The 15,575-nt window shown below is 39.0% G+C and carries 16 protein-coding genes and 1 tRNA gene; 9 read left to right on the top strand and 8 right to left on the bottom strand.

Annotation, left to right across the window (positions count from 1 at the left end; all coding sequences use genetic code 11):
• Nucleotides 1-81: 81 nt before the first annotated feature.
• Nucleotides 82-166 (bottom strand) — tRNA-Ser (locus LCM02_RS03805).
• A gap of 142 nt (nt 167-308) precedes the next feature.
• Between LCM02_RS03805 and LCM02_RS03800 the strand changes: the two genes are divergently transcribed.
• Complete coding sequence (locus LCM02_RS03800) at nt 309-1,073, top strand: sulfite exporter TauE/SafE family protein (protein WP_224926997.1); 765 nt, start codon at nt 309-311, stop codon at nt 1,071-1,073.
• Here the strand turns inward: LCM02_RS03800 and LCM02_RS03795 are convergent.
• On the bottom strand, nt 1,063-1,359 hold the full coding sequence (locus LCM02_RS03795; protein WP_224926996.1) for an acylphosphatase: 297 nt from the start codon (nt 1,357-1,359) through the stop codon (nt 1,063-1,065). The two genes, LCM02_RS03800 and LCM02_RS03795, sit on opposite strands and share 11 nt — an antisense overlap.
• A gap of 110 nt (nt 1,360-1,469) precedes the next feature.
• Here LCM02_RS03795 and aroC point away from each other — a divergent pair, with 110 nt between their 5' ends.
• A complete protein-coding gene (aroC, locus tag LCM02_RS03790; protein ID WP_224926995.1) occupies nt 1,470-2,528 on the top strand; it encodes a chorismate synthase in 1,059 nt (352 codons plus the stop codon).
• Here the strand turns inward: aroC and LCM02_RS03785 are convergent.
• Nucleotides 2,525-3,271 carry a lipopolysaccharide kinase InaA family protein gene (locus LCM02_RS03785; RefSeq protein ID WP_224926994.1) on the bottom strand — a complete coding sequence of 249 codons (747 nt, stop codon included), beginning with the start codon at nt 3,269-3,271 and terminating at the stop codon, nt 2,525-2,527. The two genes, aroC and LCM02_RS03785, sit on opposite strands and share 4 nt — an antisense overlap.
• Before the next feature lie 627 nt (nt 3,272-3,898).
• Nucleotides 3,899-4,714, bottom strand: coding sequence for a hypothetical protein (locus tag LCM02_RS03780; RefSeq protein WP_224926993.1), 816 nt, complete (start codon nt 4,712-4,714; stop codon nt 3,899-3,901).
• Nucleotides 4,715-4,884: 170 nt separating this feature from the next.
• Between LCM02_RS03780 and LCM02_RS03775 the strand changes: the two genes are divergently transcribed.
• The 3 genes from LCM02_RS03775 (at nt 4,885) to LCM02_RS03765 (ending at nt 7,306) form a co-directional block, all read left to right on the top strand.
• Nucleotides 4,885-5,817 carry a peptidylprolyl isomerase gene (locus LCM02_RS03775; protein ID WP_224926992.1) on the top strand — a complete coding sequence of 311 codons (933 nt, stop codon included), beginning with the start codon at nt 4,885-4,887 and terminating at the stop codon, nt 5,815-5,817.
• Nucleotides 5,818-5,930: 113 nt separating this feature from the next.
• Nucleotides 5,931-6,755 carry a hypothetical protein gene (locus LCM02_RS03770; protein WP_224926991.1) on the top strand — a complete coding sequence of 275 codons (825 nt, stop codon included), beginning with the start codon at nt 5,931-5,933 and terminating at the stop codon, nt 6,753-6,755.
• A gap of 8 nt (nt 6,756-6,763) precedes the next feature.
• A complete protein-coding gene (locus LCM02_RS03765; RefSeq protein WP_224926990.1) occupies nt 6,764-7,306 on the top strand; it encodes a YfiT family bacillithiol transferase in 543 nt (180 codons plus the stop codon).
• 42 nt (nt 7,307-7,348) lie between these two features.
• Here LCM02_RS03765 and LCM02_RS03760 read toward each other — a convergent pair whose 3' ends face one another.
• Nucleotides 7,349-7,903 carry a thioredoxin family protein gene (locus tag LCM02_RS03760; protein ID WP_224926989.1) on the bottom strand — a complete coding sequence of 185 codons (555 nt, stop codon included), beginning with the start codon at nt 7,901-7,903 and terminating at the stop codon, nt 7,349-7,351.
• Between the two features lie 52 nt (nt 7,904-7,955).
• Here LCM02_RS03760 and LCM02_RS03755 point away from each other — a divergent pair, with 52 nt between their 5' ends.
• The 4 genes from LCM02_RS03755 to LCM02_RS03740 all read left to right on the top strand — a co-directional run bounded on the left by LCM02_RS03755 (nt 7,956) and on the right by LCM02_RS03740 (nt 12,485).
• On the top strand, nt 7,956-8,414 hold the full coding sequence (locus LCM02_RS03755; RefSeq protein WP_224926988.1) for an Mpo1 family 2-hydroxy fatty acid dioxygenase: 459 nt from the start codon (nt 7,956-7,958) through the stop codon (nt 8,412-8,414).
• Nucleotides 8,414-8,752, top strand: coding sequence for a tRNA-binding protein (locus tag LCM02_RS03750; protein ID WP_224926987.1), 339 nt, complete (start codon nt 8,414-8,416; stop codon nt 8,750-8,752). Before LCM02_RS03755 ends, LCM02_RS03750 begins: the two co-directional genes overlap by 1 nt.
• Before the next feature lie 23 nt (nt 8,753-8,775).
• Complete coding sequence (locus tag LCM02_RS03745) at nt 8,776-11,688, top strand: FAD-binding and (Fe-S)-binding domain-containing protein (protein WP_224926986.1); 2,913 nt, start codon at nt 8,776-8,778, stop codon at nt 11,686-11,688.
• A gap of 167 nt (nt 11,689-11,855) precedes the next feature.
• Nucleotides 11,856-12,485: a tRNA (guanine-N1)-methyltransferase gene (locus LCM02_RS03740; RefSeq protein ID WP_224926985.1), complete on the top strand. Its 630-nt coding sequence runs from the start codon at nt 11,856-11,858 to the stop codon at nt 12,483-12,485.
• Nucleotides 12,486-12,601: 116 nt separating this feature from the next.
• On the opposite strand, the gene LCM02_RS03735 is transcribed toward LCM02_RS03740, so the two are convergent.
• From LCM02_RS03735 to dapB, 3 genes are all read right to left on the bottom strand, one after another.
• Nucleotides 12,602-13,231 (bottom strand): WbqC family protein, encoded by a 630-nt coding sequence (locus LCM02_RS03735; protein ID WP_224926984.1) that lies wholly within the window; start codon nt 13,229-13,231, stop codon nt 12,602-12,604.
• Between the two features lie 17 nt (nt 13,232-13,248).
• Nucleotides 13,249-14,793 (bottom strand): signal peptidase I, encoded by a 1,545-nt coding sequence (gene lepB / locus LCM02_RS03730; RefSeq protein WP_224926983.1) that lies wholly within the window; start codon nt 14,791-14,793, stop codon nt 13,249-13,251.
• Nucleotides 14,794-14,874: 81 nt separating this feature from the next.
• The gene (gene dapB, locus LCM02_RS03725) at nt 14,875-15,573 is read right to left on the bottom strand and encodes a 4-hydroxy-tetrahydrodipicolinate reductase (RefSeq protein WP_224926982.1); all 699 of its coding nucleotides are present in this window, start codon (nt 15,571-15,573) and stop codon (nt 14,875-14,877) included.
• Nucleotides 15,574-15,575 lie beyond the last annotated feature (2 nt).

The raw sequence follows: 15,575 nt of genomic DNA, 5'->3' as shown, positions 1-15,575 counted from the left end.
TATTCCTCTTCATTTATGAGAATGAATTCTCAACATTTGAGGAATAAAAAAAGCTGAAACTAAAGTTTCAGCTTTTCTTTGCGGAGAAAGAGGGATTCGAACCCCCGGAGGTGTGACCCTCGCTGGTTTTCAAGACCAGTGCATTCGACCACTCTGCCATTTCTCCATGAGTGTATCTGATTGCTCAAATGCGAGCGCAAATATAATACCCTTTTTTGTTTTTCTAAAACAATTTGATTTTTTTTTAAATTATTTTTTTTCAGCTTAGCTAATTAAATAAATCCTATTTTTAGTGCAGAAATTTCTGCATGGAAACGGAACTAATATTGAAACTGATCCTTTTATGGGTCATCGGAGTTGTAACCGGTGTTATAAATACCTTAGCAGGAGGCGGATCCTTACTAACCCTGCCCATGCTGATCTTTTTGGGCTTACCTCCCAGCGTTGCCAACGGAACAAACAGGATCGCCATTCTGATTCAAAGTATCGTTACAAATTTAGGTTTCAGAAGTAAAGGCATCAAGACCTATCCCTTTAGTATTTATTTCGGTATTTCCGCTACTCTTGGAGCCATATTGGGTGCCCAGCTCGCCATTGAAATTGACGGAGAATTATTCAACAAGATTCTTGCGGTAATTATGATCATTGTTGTTACTTATCTTGTCCTTAACAGAAAACCAAAGGTAGATTTCGCTTTTGAAAAAGTAAAAGGGAAATCATTATGGACCAGTATAATACTCTTCTTTTTTGTTGGAATATACGGAGGCTTTATACAGGCTGGAGTTGGTTTTCTGATGCTTCTCGTCCTGGCAGGGGTCAACAATTTTAGCCTGGTAAAGAGTAATGCGATCAAAATTGTGGTTACCGGGATCTATACGATTTTCGCTGTAGGCATCTTTGTGATAAACGATAAAATGAACTGGGAATATGGATTGATTCTGGCCTTCGGTAATGCCCTTGGCGGATGGTTTACAAGCAGATGGTCTGTTTCAAAAGGCGACGGGGTGGTAAAAATATTCCTTGTTATTATGGTGCTTATTATGGCGGTCAAGCTCTGGTTCTTTACCGACTGATTGAAAAACCTTCATAAGAACCTGCCTCTCCTTCCTCCCATTGAACTTCCTCCACTTTTGACAAAGGCGACCCCTGATAAAGCCAATCGACAAAAAATTCAAGGTTTCTTGCATCTCCCTGTGCCTCTATAAAAACACTTCCATTCGGTTCATTTCTGACGAACCCGATAATAGACCTTTTATCAGCCGCCTCTTTTGTATATTTTCTGAACCATACACCCTGCACTACTCCAATCACCCTGATCCTGTAATTTTTAGTCATTAAAAAGTATTTTTTCAATGGCATAAAATTAAGATTTAATTGTAAAAGCTAAATACTTTTCATTTATCCTTTGTTCCTTTTCAATTATCACTTATTATACTACCTTTGCTTTTCGAATTTTTTAATCGCTCCCTATGGGTAATTCTTTTGGAAAACTATTCAAACTAACCACTTTTGGTGAATCACACGGACCGGCAATAGGCGGTGTCATAGACGGCTGTCCCGCGGGAATACCTCTGGACCTTGAAGCAATTCAGCATCAACTGGACAGAAGAAAACCCGGGCAGTCAAAAATTACCACACAAAGAAAGGAGCCTGATCAGGTTGAATTTCTATCTGGTGTATTTGAGGGTAAAACAACGGGTACCTCGATAGGATTCCAGATTCAAAACACCAATCAAAAAAGCAAAGATTACTCGCATAATGTAGATGTCTACAGGCCCTCGCATGCTGATTACACATATGATCAGAAATACGGGATAAGGGATCACAGGGGTGGTGGAAGAAGTTCAGCGCGTGAAACCGCAAACTGGATCGTTGGAGGAGCGGTTGCCAAAGAAATTATCAAAGACATTAAAATAACGGCATTCACTTCTTCGGTTGGTGAAATTTTTATTGATAAACCCTATCAGGAACTTAATTTCGAGGATATCGAAAAAAACATAGTTCGATGTGCAGACCCTGTTACAGCAGATAAAATGATCGAACATATCAGCCAGGTCAAAAAGCAAGGGGATACCGTAGGTGGAACCATTACCTGTGTTATTCAGAATGTGCCTGTCGGACTGGGAGAACCTATTTTTGACAAGCTTCATGCAGCTCTCGGACAGGCCATGTTATCGATCAATGCGGTAAAGGGCTTTGAGTATGGCAGCGGATTTTGCGGAGCAAAAATGAAAGGTAGCGATCACAATGATCTGTTCAACCAGGATGGCAGTACAAAAACCAATTTATCAGGCGGAATTCAGGGTGGTATTTCCAACGGTATGGATATTTACTTTAGAGTAGCTTTTAAACCTGTTGCCACTTTGATCCAAAAACAGCATACCATAGATTCAAAAGGAAATAAGGTTGAAATGCAGGGAAGAGGAAGACATGACCCCTGTGTTGTGCCTCGAGCGGTACCCATAGTAGAGGCGTTAAGCGCCATGGTACTGGCAGACTTTTATTTAATGGGCAGGGCCAGAAGTTAACTTTTGCCAATTCTTTTTTTCCAGCGTGATTTACGAAGGGTAAAATCGTGAAACTTTTGACATGACTTTCTGATATCCTCCGTGACTTTATCAGCATCCTTACCAATTAACGAGGCGTACTCCTTCCCGATAATAGGAATCATATCCTCTGTTAAGGACAATCGGTTAAAATTATCGATTCGCATCTCATAGCTCATCTCCTCAAATCGCATCCTGTTCAGATCGATAAGATAAAAATCATACAAGCCATACTCTTTTACACACATCAGGGTATTTCCTTTAGAATGGTCAAAGTGATGGATTTTGTTTTCATGAAGTTGAAATGTGAATCGGGTAAATTGCCTGAGAATGTTGTCACGATCAGGAAAATGGGGATCTATGACCTTTTCAAAATTGAAGTCATATTCCAGGTTCTCAGATACATAAAAACTGTTTGTCAGGCCAACAGGGTTTGAAAACTCAACATAGGCAATTGGTCTTGGGGTCAAAATCCCCTTACTCAGTAAAATTTCAGCATGTTCAAACGAGCGCCTCGCTTTCGACTTTCTCACATATTTATATGCAAATCTATTAATCAGGTGAGGAACCTGAAAAGATTTTACATTCCACTTCCCAAACTCAGTATCAAATACCTTAATGGTATTTCTTTTTTCCCAATAGGTTTTTCCGGAATGAGAAAAAGAAGCTACTATCTCAAGTACTTTGTCTTGATCAATTGAGGAGGAGGTTTGGATATTCATCATTACATGTAACAGCTAACTATATCTCAAATTAGAATATAATCGAAACATTTTTCTGTTCCCAAAAGTAATAATTCTACACCACTTAAAATAAATTATTAATTCGAACGTTTAAGCATAAGTCAGATCATGAAATGAGACGGCTAACTTCCCTCAATTAACAATTTTTCCAAACAAAATACCATACGATAATCGTATGATTCTGGCTTCTTCATTAAGAAGTGGTTTAGAATGACTATTAAAAATTGTCTATGAAAGTAATGATTCAAAATTTTTTGGCCGTTTGGAAACGAACATCCCTTTTTCCCCTAAATCATTCAATTTCTTTAATAGTTTATAATACTGCTTTTGATAAAATCGAAAGCGGAAAAGCAACTTATATGGCCCGTTGTTGAACTACGGGACCCTAAAGATCCCTTTTTTTTGGACCGCTATTGGAAAATACATTTTCGTAGCGGTCTTTTATTTTCAGGAACTATCTAAATCAGAATATCCAATTTTAGGAAGCTGGCCACAATGAAAAATCGAATAAACGGCTTCACCAAAAAAAGGTTAACCGAACCTGGAGCAAAAAAAAAGCTGCCTGAAAACAAGCAGCTCTTTTACAATTAAATCTAAAATACTCTATAATTATTTTTTAAGGGCCTTATAGGATCCAACGTTGGTTTCTTCCTGTACCCTGAATATTCCTTTTACTCCCGGGAATTCACTTAAACTATACATAATGGAGTCCGTAGTAAGCTCAGTCTCTTCCAGGTGCTGAGACAAATCTTTAAGCATATTCTCCCTGTCCAGTTGTTCATTACTTTCTAAAACAAGCACATTTTCGGGTAAATTTAAAACGTTTATTACGCTTATGTCATCCTCCATAACAAGATTCTCTGCAGTTGAATCTATCAATTCATAATGATCGATTCCCAAACCCTGGGTACTTTCATGACCTTCATCATCATATACGAATCTAACCTGAAAATCTTCATTGATAAATTCACTCACCTCAACCAGAACCACTTCATTCATTCCCGTATTTTTAGGTGAAGAAGTATCCTGAAAAAATACCTCTTTCCATTTTCTGCCATCAAAGACTTCTATTGAAAATTCCCCCTTTTCATCTTCGACCTGTAAATTATAGGTAACTTCGATCTGAGCCTCACTCACACCTGACAAATCAACAGGAGGTGTCGTTAAACTGGTCTTATCATCATTTCGTTTCCCAAAATTAGTGTCGTTGAAAAGAGCTGCTCCGCTTACAAATTCAGATTCTATGGTTGGACCACTATGTGGCATGACTCCGGTATATCCGAACTGCCAACCTGAAGCATCTGAATTGATTTCATAATACCATCCTTCAGGAATTTCAGACCCATCAAAATTTTCTTCTTGCAACTGTGCAAAAGTAAATGAACTCATAAATAGAGCGACAATAATAAATCCGATCTTTTTCATTGTAATGCATTTTGTTTACTACATAATAACGAACGAAAACAAGTATTATTTTATCCAAATGAGCACTTTAAATGCTAATTTTTCCTTAAAAATTGAGAAATCATATGAAATTTGCCCCTGCGTTTCCTCATAATTAAAGTATCTTTGCAGGAATTTAAAAATAGTAAGACATGAATGACGGTTTATACGCAAAAATAAAAAGTTCAAAAGGAGATATTCTTTTAGAGCTGGAATACGAAAAAACACCGGGTACAGTAGGAAATTTTGTTGCATTGGCAGAAGGCAATCTGGAGAACTCCGCAAAACCACAGGGTCAGAAATATTATGACGGCTTAAAGTTCCATAGGGTGATCCCGGATTTTATGATTCAGGGAGGTTGTCCTCTGGGTACTGGTACGGGTAACCCCGGATATAATTTTGAAGATGAGTTTCATGCCGATCTGAAACATGACAAACCTGGGATCCTATCCATGGCGAATGCCGGCCCGGGAACCAATGGAAGCCAGTTTTTTATAACGCATGTCCCCACCCCCTGGTTAGACAACAAGCATACGGTTTTTGGCCATGTGATTGAAGGACAGTCGGTTGTTGATCGTATTGCACAGGATGATATCATGGATGCCGTGGAGATTCTTAGAATTGGAGACAAGGCTGAGGGATTCAATGCCATAGAAGCTTTTAGAACGTTTGAAGGAGAAAGGGAAAAAAGACTTGCCGAGGCTAAAGCAAAAATGGAAGCTGAATTGGATAAAATTGCAGCCGGATTTGACAAAACGGAAAGTGGATTGCGATATCAGATCATTCAAAAAGGAAACGGGGCAAAAGCTACTCAGGGAAAGCAAATTTCTGTTCACTATAAGGGACAACTTGCCGATGGAAGAGTTTTTGATTCATCGTACCAGCGTAAACAACCCATAGATTTCACGGTAGGTGTTGGCCAGGTAATTAAAGGATGGGACGAAGGTCTGCAGTTGTTGCAGGTTGGGGATAAAGCAAGACTCGTTATACCATCTCATTTGGGTTACGGTTCGCAAGGTGCGGGAGGAGTTATTCCGCCGGATGCTACTCTGATTTTTGACGTAGAATTGATGGACGTTAAATAATTTGCATAAAGTTAAATTGTTCGTAAAACTTGAAAAAAAAAGCTTCTCTAAGAGAAGCTTTTTTTTATAAAGTTAATTGTTGTAACTTTAATTATAATTAAAGAATCCCCCTCATGAAATATATTGCTTTTATATTTTTTCTTTTTGGACTTTATGCTGAAATCTATTCTCAGGAAGAAGAGAAAAACCCAATATTAACGGATAAATTCTACATCGAAGCCGGGGCTTTCTTCCCTTCGAAGAATATTAAACTCGGCGCCGATGCCTCCTCTCCCGATGATGAAATCGATTTTGATGGCACATTTGATTTAAACGACAACCAGATTACCGGATTTGCAAATTTTGAATGGCGATGGAATAAAAAGTGGAGGTTAACCGCTGAAACTTTTGCCGTAAATAATGCAGCAAGGGCCACATTAGACACAACAATTGTATTCGATGAAACGACGTTTGAAAAAGGGACCTTTGTAAGAGGAGGTATTGACTTTGCATTATACAGGATTTTTGTTGGCAGATTAATTTCTTCCGGTCAAAAACATTCATTGGGAGGAGGTTTGGGAGTTCATGCCATAAACATAGGAGCCTTTATTGAAGGAGAGGTAAAATCTGATAATCCGGATCTGGATGGAAAATTCCAGAAAAGAAGGGTAAGTGCTCTGATTCCATTGCCCAATATAGGAGCCTGGTATCATTGGGCACCTACTCAAAAATGGGCTTTTATTGCTCGTGTGGATTGGTTTGGTATAAGCATCGATCAGTATTCAGGAGGTCTCTGGAATTTTGCCCCTGGTGTTAGATATCAAATTATTAAAAATCTAGGACTGGGATTTGATTATAGAGGATTATTATTGAATGCCAAGGTGGATGCAGACAACTGGAAAGGTAAATTTGACATGGGCTTTTCTGGCCCTACGATTACGGTTCACGGAAATTTCTAACATATTACATGCAGATAGATCATTTAGAACACTTAAAATATCCTATTGGGAAAGCCAGTATTCCTGGGATAATAACAAAACAGGATATTCAAAAATGGATTTCAGCACTGGAAGCTTTTCCTAAAAAAATTCGTTTAATTACTGAGAACTTATCCGAGGAACAACTCAATACTCCTTACCGGGAAGAAGGATGGACGATACGACAAGTAGTTCATCATGTGGCCGATAGCCATTATCATAGTTATATCCGGTTCAAATGGTCTTTGACCGAGGAAAAGCCTGTAATTAAGGCATATTATGAAGACAGATGGGCAGAATTACATGACTATAAAGCTCCCATTGAACTCTCCTTGAATGCTTTGGATAGTCTGCATGCCAAATGGGTTTATTTTCTTAAAGGATTGACTGATGATGATCTTAAAAGGGTTTTTATCCATCCGGAAACCGATGAGGAGATCACTCTTGAAAAGAATATTGGTATTTATACCTGGCATAGCCAGCACCATTATGCCCATATCGAAAATTTATTAAGAAGAAAAAACTGGCTGTAACTAAGAAGAAAAGCAGGTTTTAGTACAATGGTTTTTCACGCCTCATTTCCATTTGATCCCGCAACCCATACTTGGCATTTGGGGCTCAACCAGGCCTTTCCCTTCCAATAAAAAGTCCATGGCCTTCCTGAGATCCTTTCCATTGACAGGTTTATCGTTTCCCGGCCTGGAATCATCAATCTGACCCCTGTAAACCAATTTTAAATCTTTATCAAACAAATACGTATCGGGGGTACATGCCGCATCATAGGCCCTGGCTACTTCCTGTGTAGTATCAAACAAGTAAGGAAAAGGATAGTTGAAATTTTTTGCATTTTCCTTCATCAATTCGGGTCCGTCCTGGGGATATTTTTCGATATCATTTGAGGAGATGGCAACAAATGAGATCCCATTTTTAAAATAATCATTCGCCATACGAACCAATTCTTTATTGACATGAATAACAAACGGGCAATGATTACAAATAAAAAAAATAACGGTACCCTTCTCCCCTTTCAAATCCTTTAAAGACAGTGAGTTTCCGGATACGGTATCAAATAAGTCAAAATTTTCTGCCCGAGTTCCCAGCGGGATCATATTAGAAGGAGTATTTGCCATAAATCACATTTTATTTCTATATTTACTTATACATGAACAAAAATAACACTTTATGAAAACAATGCAGCAATGGTATGATGATTATGCGGTAAGTCATCAAAATGAAACCAATCAAAAAATTCATTATATCTGCGTTCCGGCCATTTTCTTCAGTATTGTTGGTATGTTGATGAGTATACCTACTGGTTTCCTGAATCAAATTTCAGGTTTGGAGGCCCCTCTCTGGATCAACTGGGCTTCGTTTTTAATGTTACTCCTGCTGATCTTTTATCTTCGGTTATCCTTTGCTGTATTCCTGAGAATGCTGGGATTTTGCGTCCTTTGCCTTTACGGAAACTTCTATTTGGGCCAGATAGCCCCATTGTTTATTACCTCACTGATTATTTTTGTCGTAGCCTGGATCGGTCAGTTTTACGGACACAAAGTGGAAGGAAAAAAACCTTCATTTTTTAAGGATTTACAATTTCTGTTGATAGGACCGGCCTGGGTATTTGAAAAACTCTCTCGGTAATGGAGAAAAGCATCATCTCATTTGAAGATTTTCAGAAAGTCGATATACGCGTTGGTACTATTCTTGAAGCCATTGATTTTGAAAAGGCCAAAGTACCTGCTTATCAGCTTCTCGTGGATTTTGGGCCTCTTGGAACCAGAAAATCCAGTGCCCAGATCACATCACTTTATACCAAAGAAGAACTTATTGGAAAAAAAGTTCTGGCCGTAATAAATTTCGCTCCCAAACAAATAGCAAATTTCATGAGTGAATGCCTGGTTCTGGGCGTTCAAAATGGTAAGGAAGTTGTACTTTTACATCCATCTGACAGGGTCGGAAACGGTACACAAGTTTTGTAAATTTCAAAATCACTTATTTTTTTATGTCAGTTAAACAGGCATTGCAAGAATTAAATCAATCTCTTGAGGGAGAGGTTCAGTACGATGAGTTGCACAAAAGGATATATGCCACAGATGCCTCAGTATATCGTAAGCTTCCTCTGGCGGTGGCCTTTCCTAAGAATGGCTCTGACCTGAAAAAACTACTTGAATTTGCCTCAAAGAACCGGATTTCACTGACTCCCAGGACAGCAGGGACCTCTTTGGCGGGGCAGTGTGTTGGAGACGGAATTATTGTGGATACTTCTAAGTACTTTACTAAAATTCTGGCATTTGATGAGAAAAACAAAACCATCCGTGTTCAGCCTGGGGTCATTCGAGATGAGCTCAATGAATTTTTAAAACCTTTTGGGTTATTCTTTGGCCCGAATACTTCTACTTCCAACCGATGCATGATCGGAGGCATGGTAGGAAACAATTCTTCGGGAACCACCTCCATACAATATGGGGTAACACGTGATAAGGTCCTTGAAATGAATACAATACTCAGTGATGGAAGTGACTGTAATTTTGGCCCCCTCTCAAAAAAGAGTTTTCTGGAAAAACTCAAAGGAAACAGCCTTGAGAGCAAGGTTTACAATCTGTTGTATCAAGAGCTGTCCAAGGAAGATATTCAGCAAGAGATCAAAAAAGAATTTCCCAAACCCGGAATTCACAGAAGGAATAACGGCTATGCCATAGATGCTTTACTGGAGAATGAAGTATTTTCTGAAAACAGTTCCTTCTTCAATCTGTCTAAACTGATGTGTGGAAGTGAGGGCACCCTGGCCTTTACCACAGATATTACTCTTTCTCTCGACACCCTTCCTCCTCAATACAACATGATGGTAGCTGCCCATTTTGAAAGTATACAGGAAAGCCTTGAGGCCGTTGTAGTGGCCATGAAGCACAATTTGTACACATGTGAGCTCATGGACAAAACCATACTGGACTGTACAAAAAACAACAGGGAACAGATCAAAAACAGGTTTTTTGTAGAAAAAGACCCAGCTGCAATTCTGATGCTGGAAGTCTCAAGTAATGATCCGAATCATACCAGGGAGCTCGCTGAGAATTTGGTCTCAGATCTGAAATCAAATGGTTATGGTTATGCCTATCCGATTTTGGAAGGTGATCAGATTGCAAGCGCGAATAACCTGCGTAAGGCCGGTTTAGGATTGCTTGGCAATATTGTTGGTGACAGAAAAGCAGTTGCCTGCATTGAAGATACAGCAGTTGAAGTACATGTACTACCCGCTTTTATCAGGGAGTTCACCGCAATGATGAAAAAGTACGGACAAGAAGCAGTGTATTATGCCCATGCCGGGGCAGGAGAACTGCATTTACGTCCAATCTTAAATCTAAAGCAAAAGGAAGATGTGGGCTTATTCAGGGAAATTACCACCCAGGTGGCCCATCTTGTAAAAAAATACGGTGGATCCATGAGCGGGGAACACGGAGACGGGATCGTAAGATCTGAATTTCTTGAATTCATGTTGGGTAAAAAGAATTATGATTTGATGAAAAGGATCAAAAGGACCTTTGACCCTCAACAACTGCTGAATCCGGGTAAGATTATAGATCCCTGGCCAATGGATGCCTCCCTTCGATATGAAGTCGACAGGAAAGAACCTGAGATTCAAACCCTACAGGATTTCTCTGATTCAATGGGTATATTAAGAGCCACAGAGAAATGTAATGGATCGGGTGATTGCAGAAAACCGGTATTTGCCGGAGGAACCATGTGTCCCAGTTACAGGGCAACAAAAGACGAAAAAGATAGCACCAGGGCAAGAGCCAATACGCTTCGAGAATTTTTAACCCATAGCAAGAAAGCCAATCGTTTTGATCATGAAGAGCTCAAAGAGGTATTTGACCTTTGTTTAAGTTGTAAAGCCTGCGCGAGTGAATGTCCTAGCAATGTGGATGTTGCTGCATTAAAATCGGAGTTCTTGTACCAATACCAAAAAGAAAACGGAGTCTCCTTTCGGACGAAATTGTTTGCCGATAATGTAAAATACAACAAGATGGGATCCCTTGTTCCGGGTCTGGCCAATTTTGTTTTAAACACCAGGCTCGCAAAAAATGCACTGGGTATCGCCAAAGAAAGAACCGTTCCTCCCCTTGCGCAGAAAACTGCAAGAAAATGGTACCACATAAATAAGAATTCATTTTTAAGACCAGAATTTCGCAATGGACTGGTCTATTTGTTTTTGGATGAATTCTCCAATTTTTATGATGTTGAAATTGCGAGGGACTGCATTGAACTTCTTACAAAACTTCAATACAAGGTCATCATCACCGATCATAAAGAAAGTGGAAGAAGTTTTATATCAAAAGGATTACTCGATGAGGCAAAAGAAGTTGCCAATTTCAACATTTCCTATTTTGAAGGTTTGATCACTGAGCATGTACCCCTGGTAGGAATTGAACCATCTGCTATCCTAAGTTTTAGGGATGAATATTTAAGATTGGCTGAGGATAAGGAAAAAGCACTTAAATTGAGTAAATACACTTTTACGATTGAAGAATTTTTAGAGAGAGAAATAATGATGGGGCGTATTCGCAAGGATCAATTCACCCATCAAAAGAAAGAACTTAAGATTCACGGTCATTGCCAGCAAAAATCTTTATCGAATATGAAATCCACACAGGCAATGCTGAATTTACCCGTAAACTACAATAGTTCGATCATGAACACCGGATGCTGCGGAATGGCAGGATCATTTGGCTATGAAAAAGAGCATTATGATTTAAGTATGCGTGTTGGTGAAGATACTCTTTTTCCAAAGATCAGAAATACGGCCAAAAGTGTTGAGATTGTGGCCTCGGGAACAAGCTGCAGGCATCAGATTAAGGATGGAACCGGAAGAAGGGCAAAACATCCTGTAACAGTCTTGAGAGATGCTTTAAAATAATTTTTGCAGACATGGTAAATTTATTTAATTTTAGACCCCTCTTAATATGAAAAGAGAACGGTTACAATGCCTTGTCTCAATATGGTAGCTACACTTTTATTTTATATTTCTTTGTCAGGCACCTGAAGGACAGATTTTTGTAACATAATTAATCAAATAACATTGAAATGAAAAAATTCATCACTGTTTTATCACTAACCTTGTTTTTAGGATTTGGATCAATTGCCTTTGCACAGGCTCAGGATCAATCAGGACCAAAACCCTCCTTGAATAGTGGTACACTTGAAAGCCAGTTCGACTATTTGTATAGAAAATCGAGTTCTTATCAAGAGTATAAAGTGGTTAAAAAGACCTTTTATCAAAAAATCAAAGGAAATGTACTTGATTCCTTACAGGCCTTAAAGAAAGATTTGAGTGACACCAAAAAACTGGTTGATGTCCAGTCTAATGAAATAAACAGCCTGAAAGCAGATCTGCAGACCACTAATGACAATCTGACCTCAGTGACCAAAGAAAAAGACAATATCAAGTTTCTTGGTTTTCCGATGACCAAATCATCGTACAACAGTCTTTTATGGACCATCATCTTTAGTTTGATTGCCTTGCTGCTCTTCTTCATTTTCAGATTTAGATCAAGTAACGCCATTACCATTCAGGCAAGAGACCTGTTAAGCGATACGGAAAAAGAATTTGAAGCTTACAAGCAGAAAGCCCTGGAAAGAGAACAAAAGGTGAGAAGGGAGCTACAGGATGAACTCAACAAACAGAAATACGCTGAGAAAAAAGGTAAAAAATAAGGCCCTTTCCAAGTAGAGAAAAAATTCAAAAGCCGAATAGTAAAGTATTCGGCTTTTTTTATTGTTTTAGAATGGGAATTTTCGACTCGATTCTATAATGAACAGTAGATCGGGTCCTAAAGATCGAGTAGGTTTTTATGTTGTTCAAGATATCCTAATGCATTTGTACCTTCATTGAACAAAAGATCAAGGATGCTCAAATTTGGCAAAAAACCATATTTAGAAGAAAATACCTGGATATACGGGTCAAAATTATAGGTCCTTTCTTTCTTGGCCTCAACCAAAAAACGCAGATCATTAATTCCTTCAGGATTGAGATCATATTCATTGGTAAACTGAACCTTATTGTCTAACTGGAGGCATTCGCCAATAACATGATGCGCTTCTAAATTAAGATCTAAAAGATACTTATGACGCTTGTTCAATACAACCATCAGTTCATCCTCGTAGAACTCAAAATAAGGTGAAGATCGATAGGAAGCTTCCAGGGATCGTATAAAATTCCTCTGCCAGGGAAAACTATTGTCTATTTTAACGTCTTTTGTTTTTTGCCTTCCATCGCTTTTGGAATGCCTTATAGGAACCGATAATAATTGCCTTCCATTAGCTCCATAGATATAGCAGCGATTTCTGTAGGTTTGTTTCTGAAAATTATCTTCCTTTTCAAAAACAAGTTCAGAATGAGCGGCCATTGCCACATACTGAATAATGGGTCCAAAAAAACCAGGTTGCAATAAAATACTCATGGGTACTATGGTTTGATTCAGGCGGCTTTCTTTCTTTTTCTATACCAGCTGAATCCATAAATAACTGCCAGGACACCAAGAAAAGGATAAAAATAAGAAACAGGTTCTCCGCTTCCACCAACGGTGGTAAACAGTCTTTCCCACCGTATCTTGCTGATTCCCTGGCCATCGGAATTCCAGCTAAACCATATAAACACAGGTTTTCCAACCACATGGTCAAAAGGAACATAACCCCAATAGCGGGAATCTTCAGAATTATGACGGTTGTCTCCCATCATCCAGTAATAGTCCTGTTTAAAAGTATAGGAATTTACAGGCTCTGAATTTCCATTTAAATAGATCTTTCCATCATCAACACGTAAGGTGTTTTTCTCATATTCTACGATGATTCTTTTATAATAGGGTAAGCTTTGCATGTTCAATGCAACTGTCGCTCCCTTTTCAGGAATATATATGGGCCCGTAATTGTCTTTGTTCCATTTTAGAGATTCCAGGTTCGGAAAAACTTCCTCCCGTTCTCCTTTTGGACTGATCCTCTTGTTCAAACTCTTTACCGTGGGGTTTTTTCGAATCAGCTCAGCATCTTCATCGGATAAATTAAGTATGTAATTTCCATCCTGTAACCTTCCACCTTCCCTTACATGGTAACGGTTTCTAAGGCTTTTCACACTCAGGGCTTTGCCGTCGGTATCAGTCTCGTAGTAAAACTGTAAACGAGCCCTGTCAGGCAATTCATTCTTCTTTCCATTGATATAAACAAATCCATCTCTAATTTCAAGAGAATCCCCGGGAATACCCACGCAGCGTTTTACATAATTCGATTTTTTATCGATAGGTTTTCGAATACGACGGTTTGTTTTTTTAAAAAACTGTTCCACAGTATCCACCGGCCAGCTGAATACAACGATATCGTTTTGTTTGATTTTTTGAACTGCGGGTAAACGCATATAAGGCAATTGAGGAAAATCCAGATAGCTCTTGGTCTTGACCAGGGGTAAAGTATCATGGACCATAGGTGCTGCAACAGTAGTCATGGGCACCCTTGCTCCATAGTGAAATTTGCTTACAAACAGAAAATCACCAATCAAAAGCGATTTTTCCAGTGAGGAAGTAGGAATGGTGTAAGGTTGCATAAAATACGTATGAACCAGTGTGGCCGCAATTACGGCAAAGGCGATGGAACTGACCCATTCCCCGGCCGCCGTCCTGGGCTTCAGGCTTCGGTTTTCGATATACTTGACATCTTCCATATAACTGACATAGAAGATGTAGAATCCAAGTGTCAAAACCACTAAAAAAGAATCCTGGGTGGAATTCTTACCAAAACTTCTAATCGTTTCGATCCATACGATCGGGAACATCAATAAATTTATGATGGGTATGAAGAGTAAGACCACCCACCATTTGGGGCGATTGATAATTTGCATCAATACCACTGCATTATATACGGGAACCAGTGCTTCCCAAGCTTTTCTGCCCGCCTTAACATAAAGCTTCCAGGTTCCCAGAAAGTGAATTACCTGTAAACCAAGTATAAAAAGTAACCATTGAAATAAGGTCATAATTGTTTTCTATTAGTTTGTTATTCTTTGTTATTTGTCTCTGAAAATAAGGATTTGTTACTAATTTTTCTATCAGGAAAATTACAATCCCAATACATCCTTCATGGAATATATTCCTTTTTTCTCCCTGAGCCATTCTGCAGCCACAACTGCTCCCAGCGCAAATCCGGTTCTGTTAAATGCTGTATGCTTGATTTCGATACTGTCAATCTCTGAAGAATAGGTCACAGAATGAGTACCAGGTACTTCCCCCTCCCTTTTTACATTTATATATAGATCCTCTTTAGCCCTGGTTTCAATGGACCAATTCTTCTTATCCGATTCAGAAAGTATATCATCAGCCAGGCTTATTGCGGTCCCGCTTGGGGCATCAAGTTTGTGGATGTGATGAATTTCTTCCATTTCAACATCGTACTCTGTGATAGGGCGCATCATTTTTGCCAGATAAGCATTCAGGTTAAAGAACAAGTTCACCCCGATACTAAAATTTGAAGCATAAATAAATCCTCCTTCGTGCTCTTTACAGTAGTCACTGACCTCATCATACCGCTCTAACCAGCCGGTAGTTCCCGAAACGACAGGAACGCCCTTATCAATACAACTTTTAATATTCTCAAAAGCAGCAAGGGGATGGCTAAAATCTATGGCAACATCAGCAAGGCTCAAGTCAACCTCTAGAGGTTCGATATCCTTTTTAATCACAATGTCATGGCCTCTCTCTATCGCAATTTTTTCAATCGCCTGTCCCATACGGCCATAACCCAATAATGCTATCTTCATTT

Origin of the sequence: Lutimonas saemankumensis (assembly GCF_020171465.1) — a bacterium.
In the GTDB taxonomy this organism is placed as follows: Bacteria; Bacteroidota; Bacteroidia; order Flavobacteriales; family Flavobacteriaceae; genus Lutimonas; species Lutimonas saemankumensis.
This window is presented reverse-complemented; position numbering and strand designations above follow the sequence as displayed.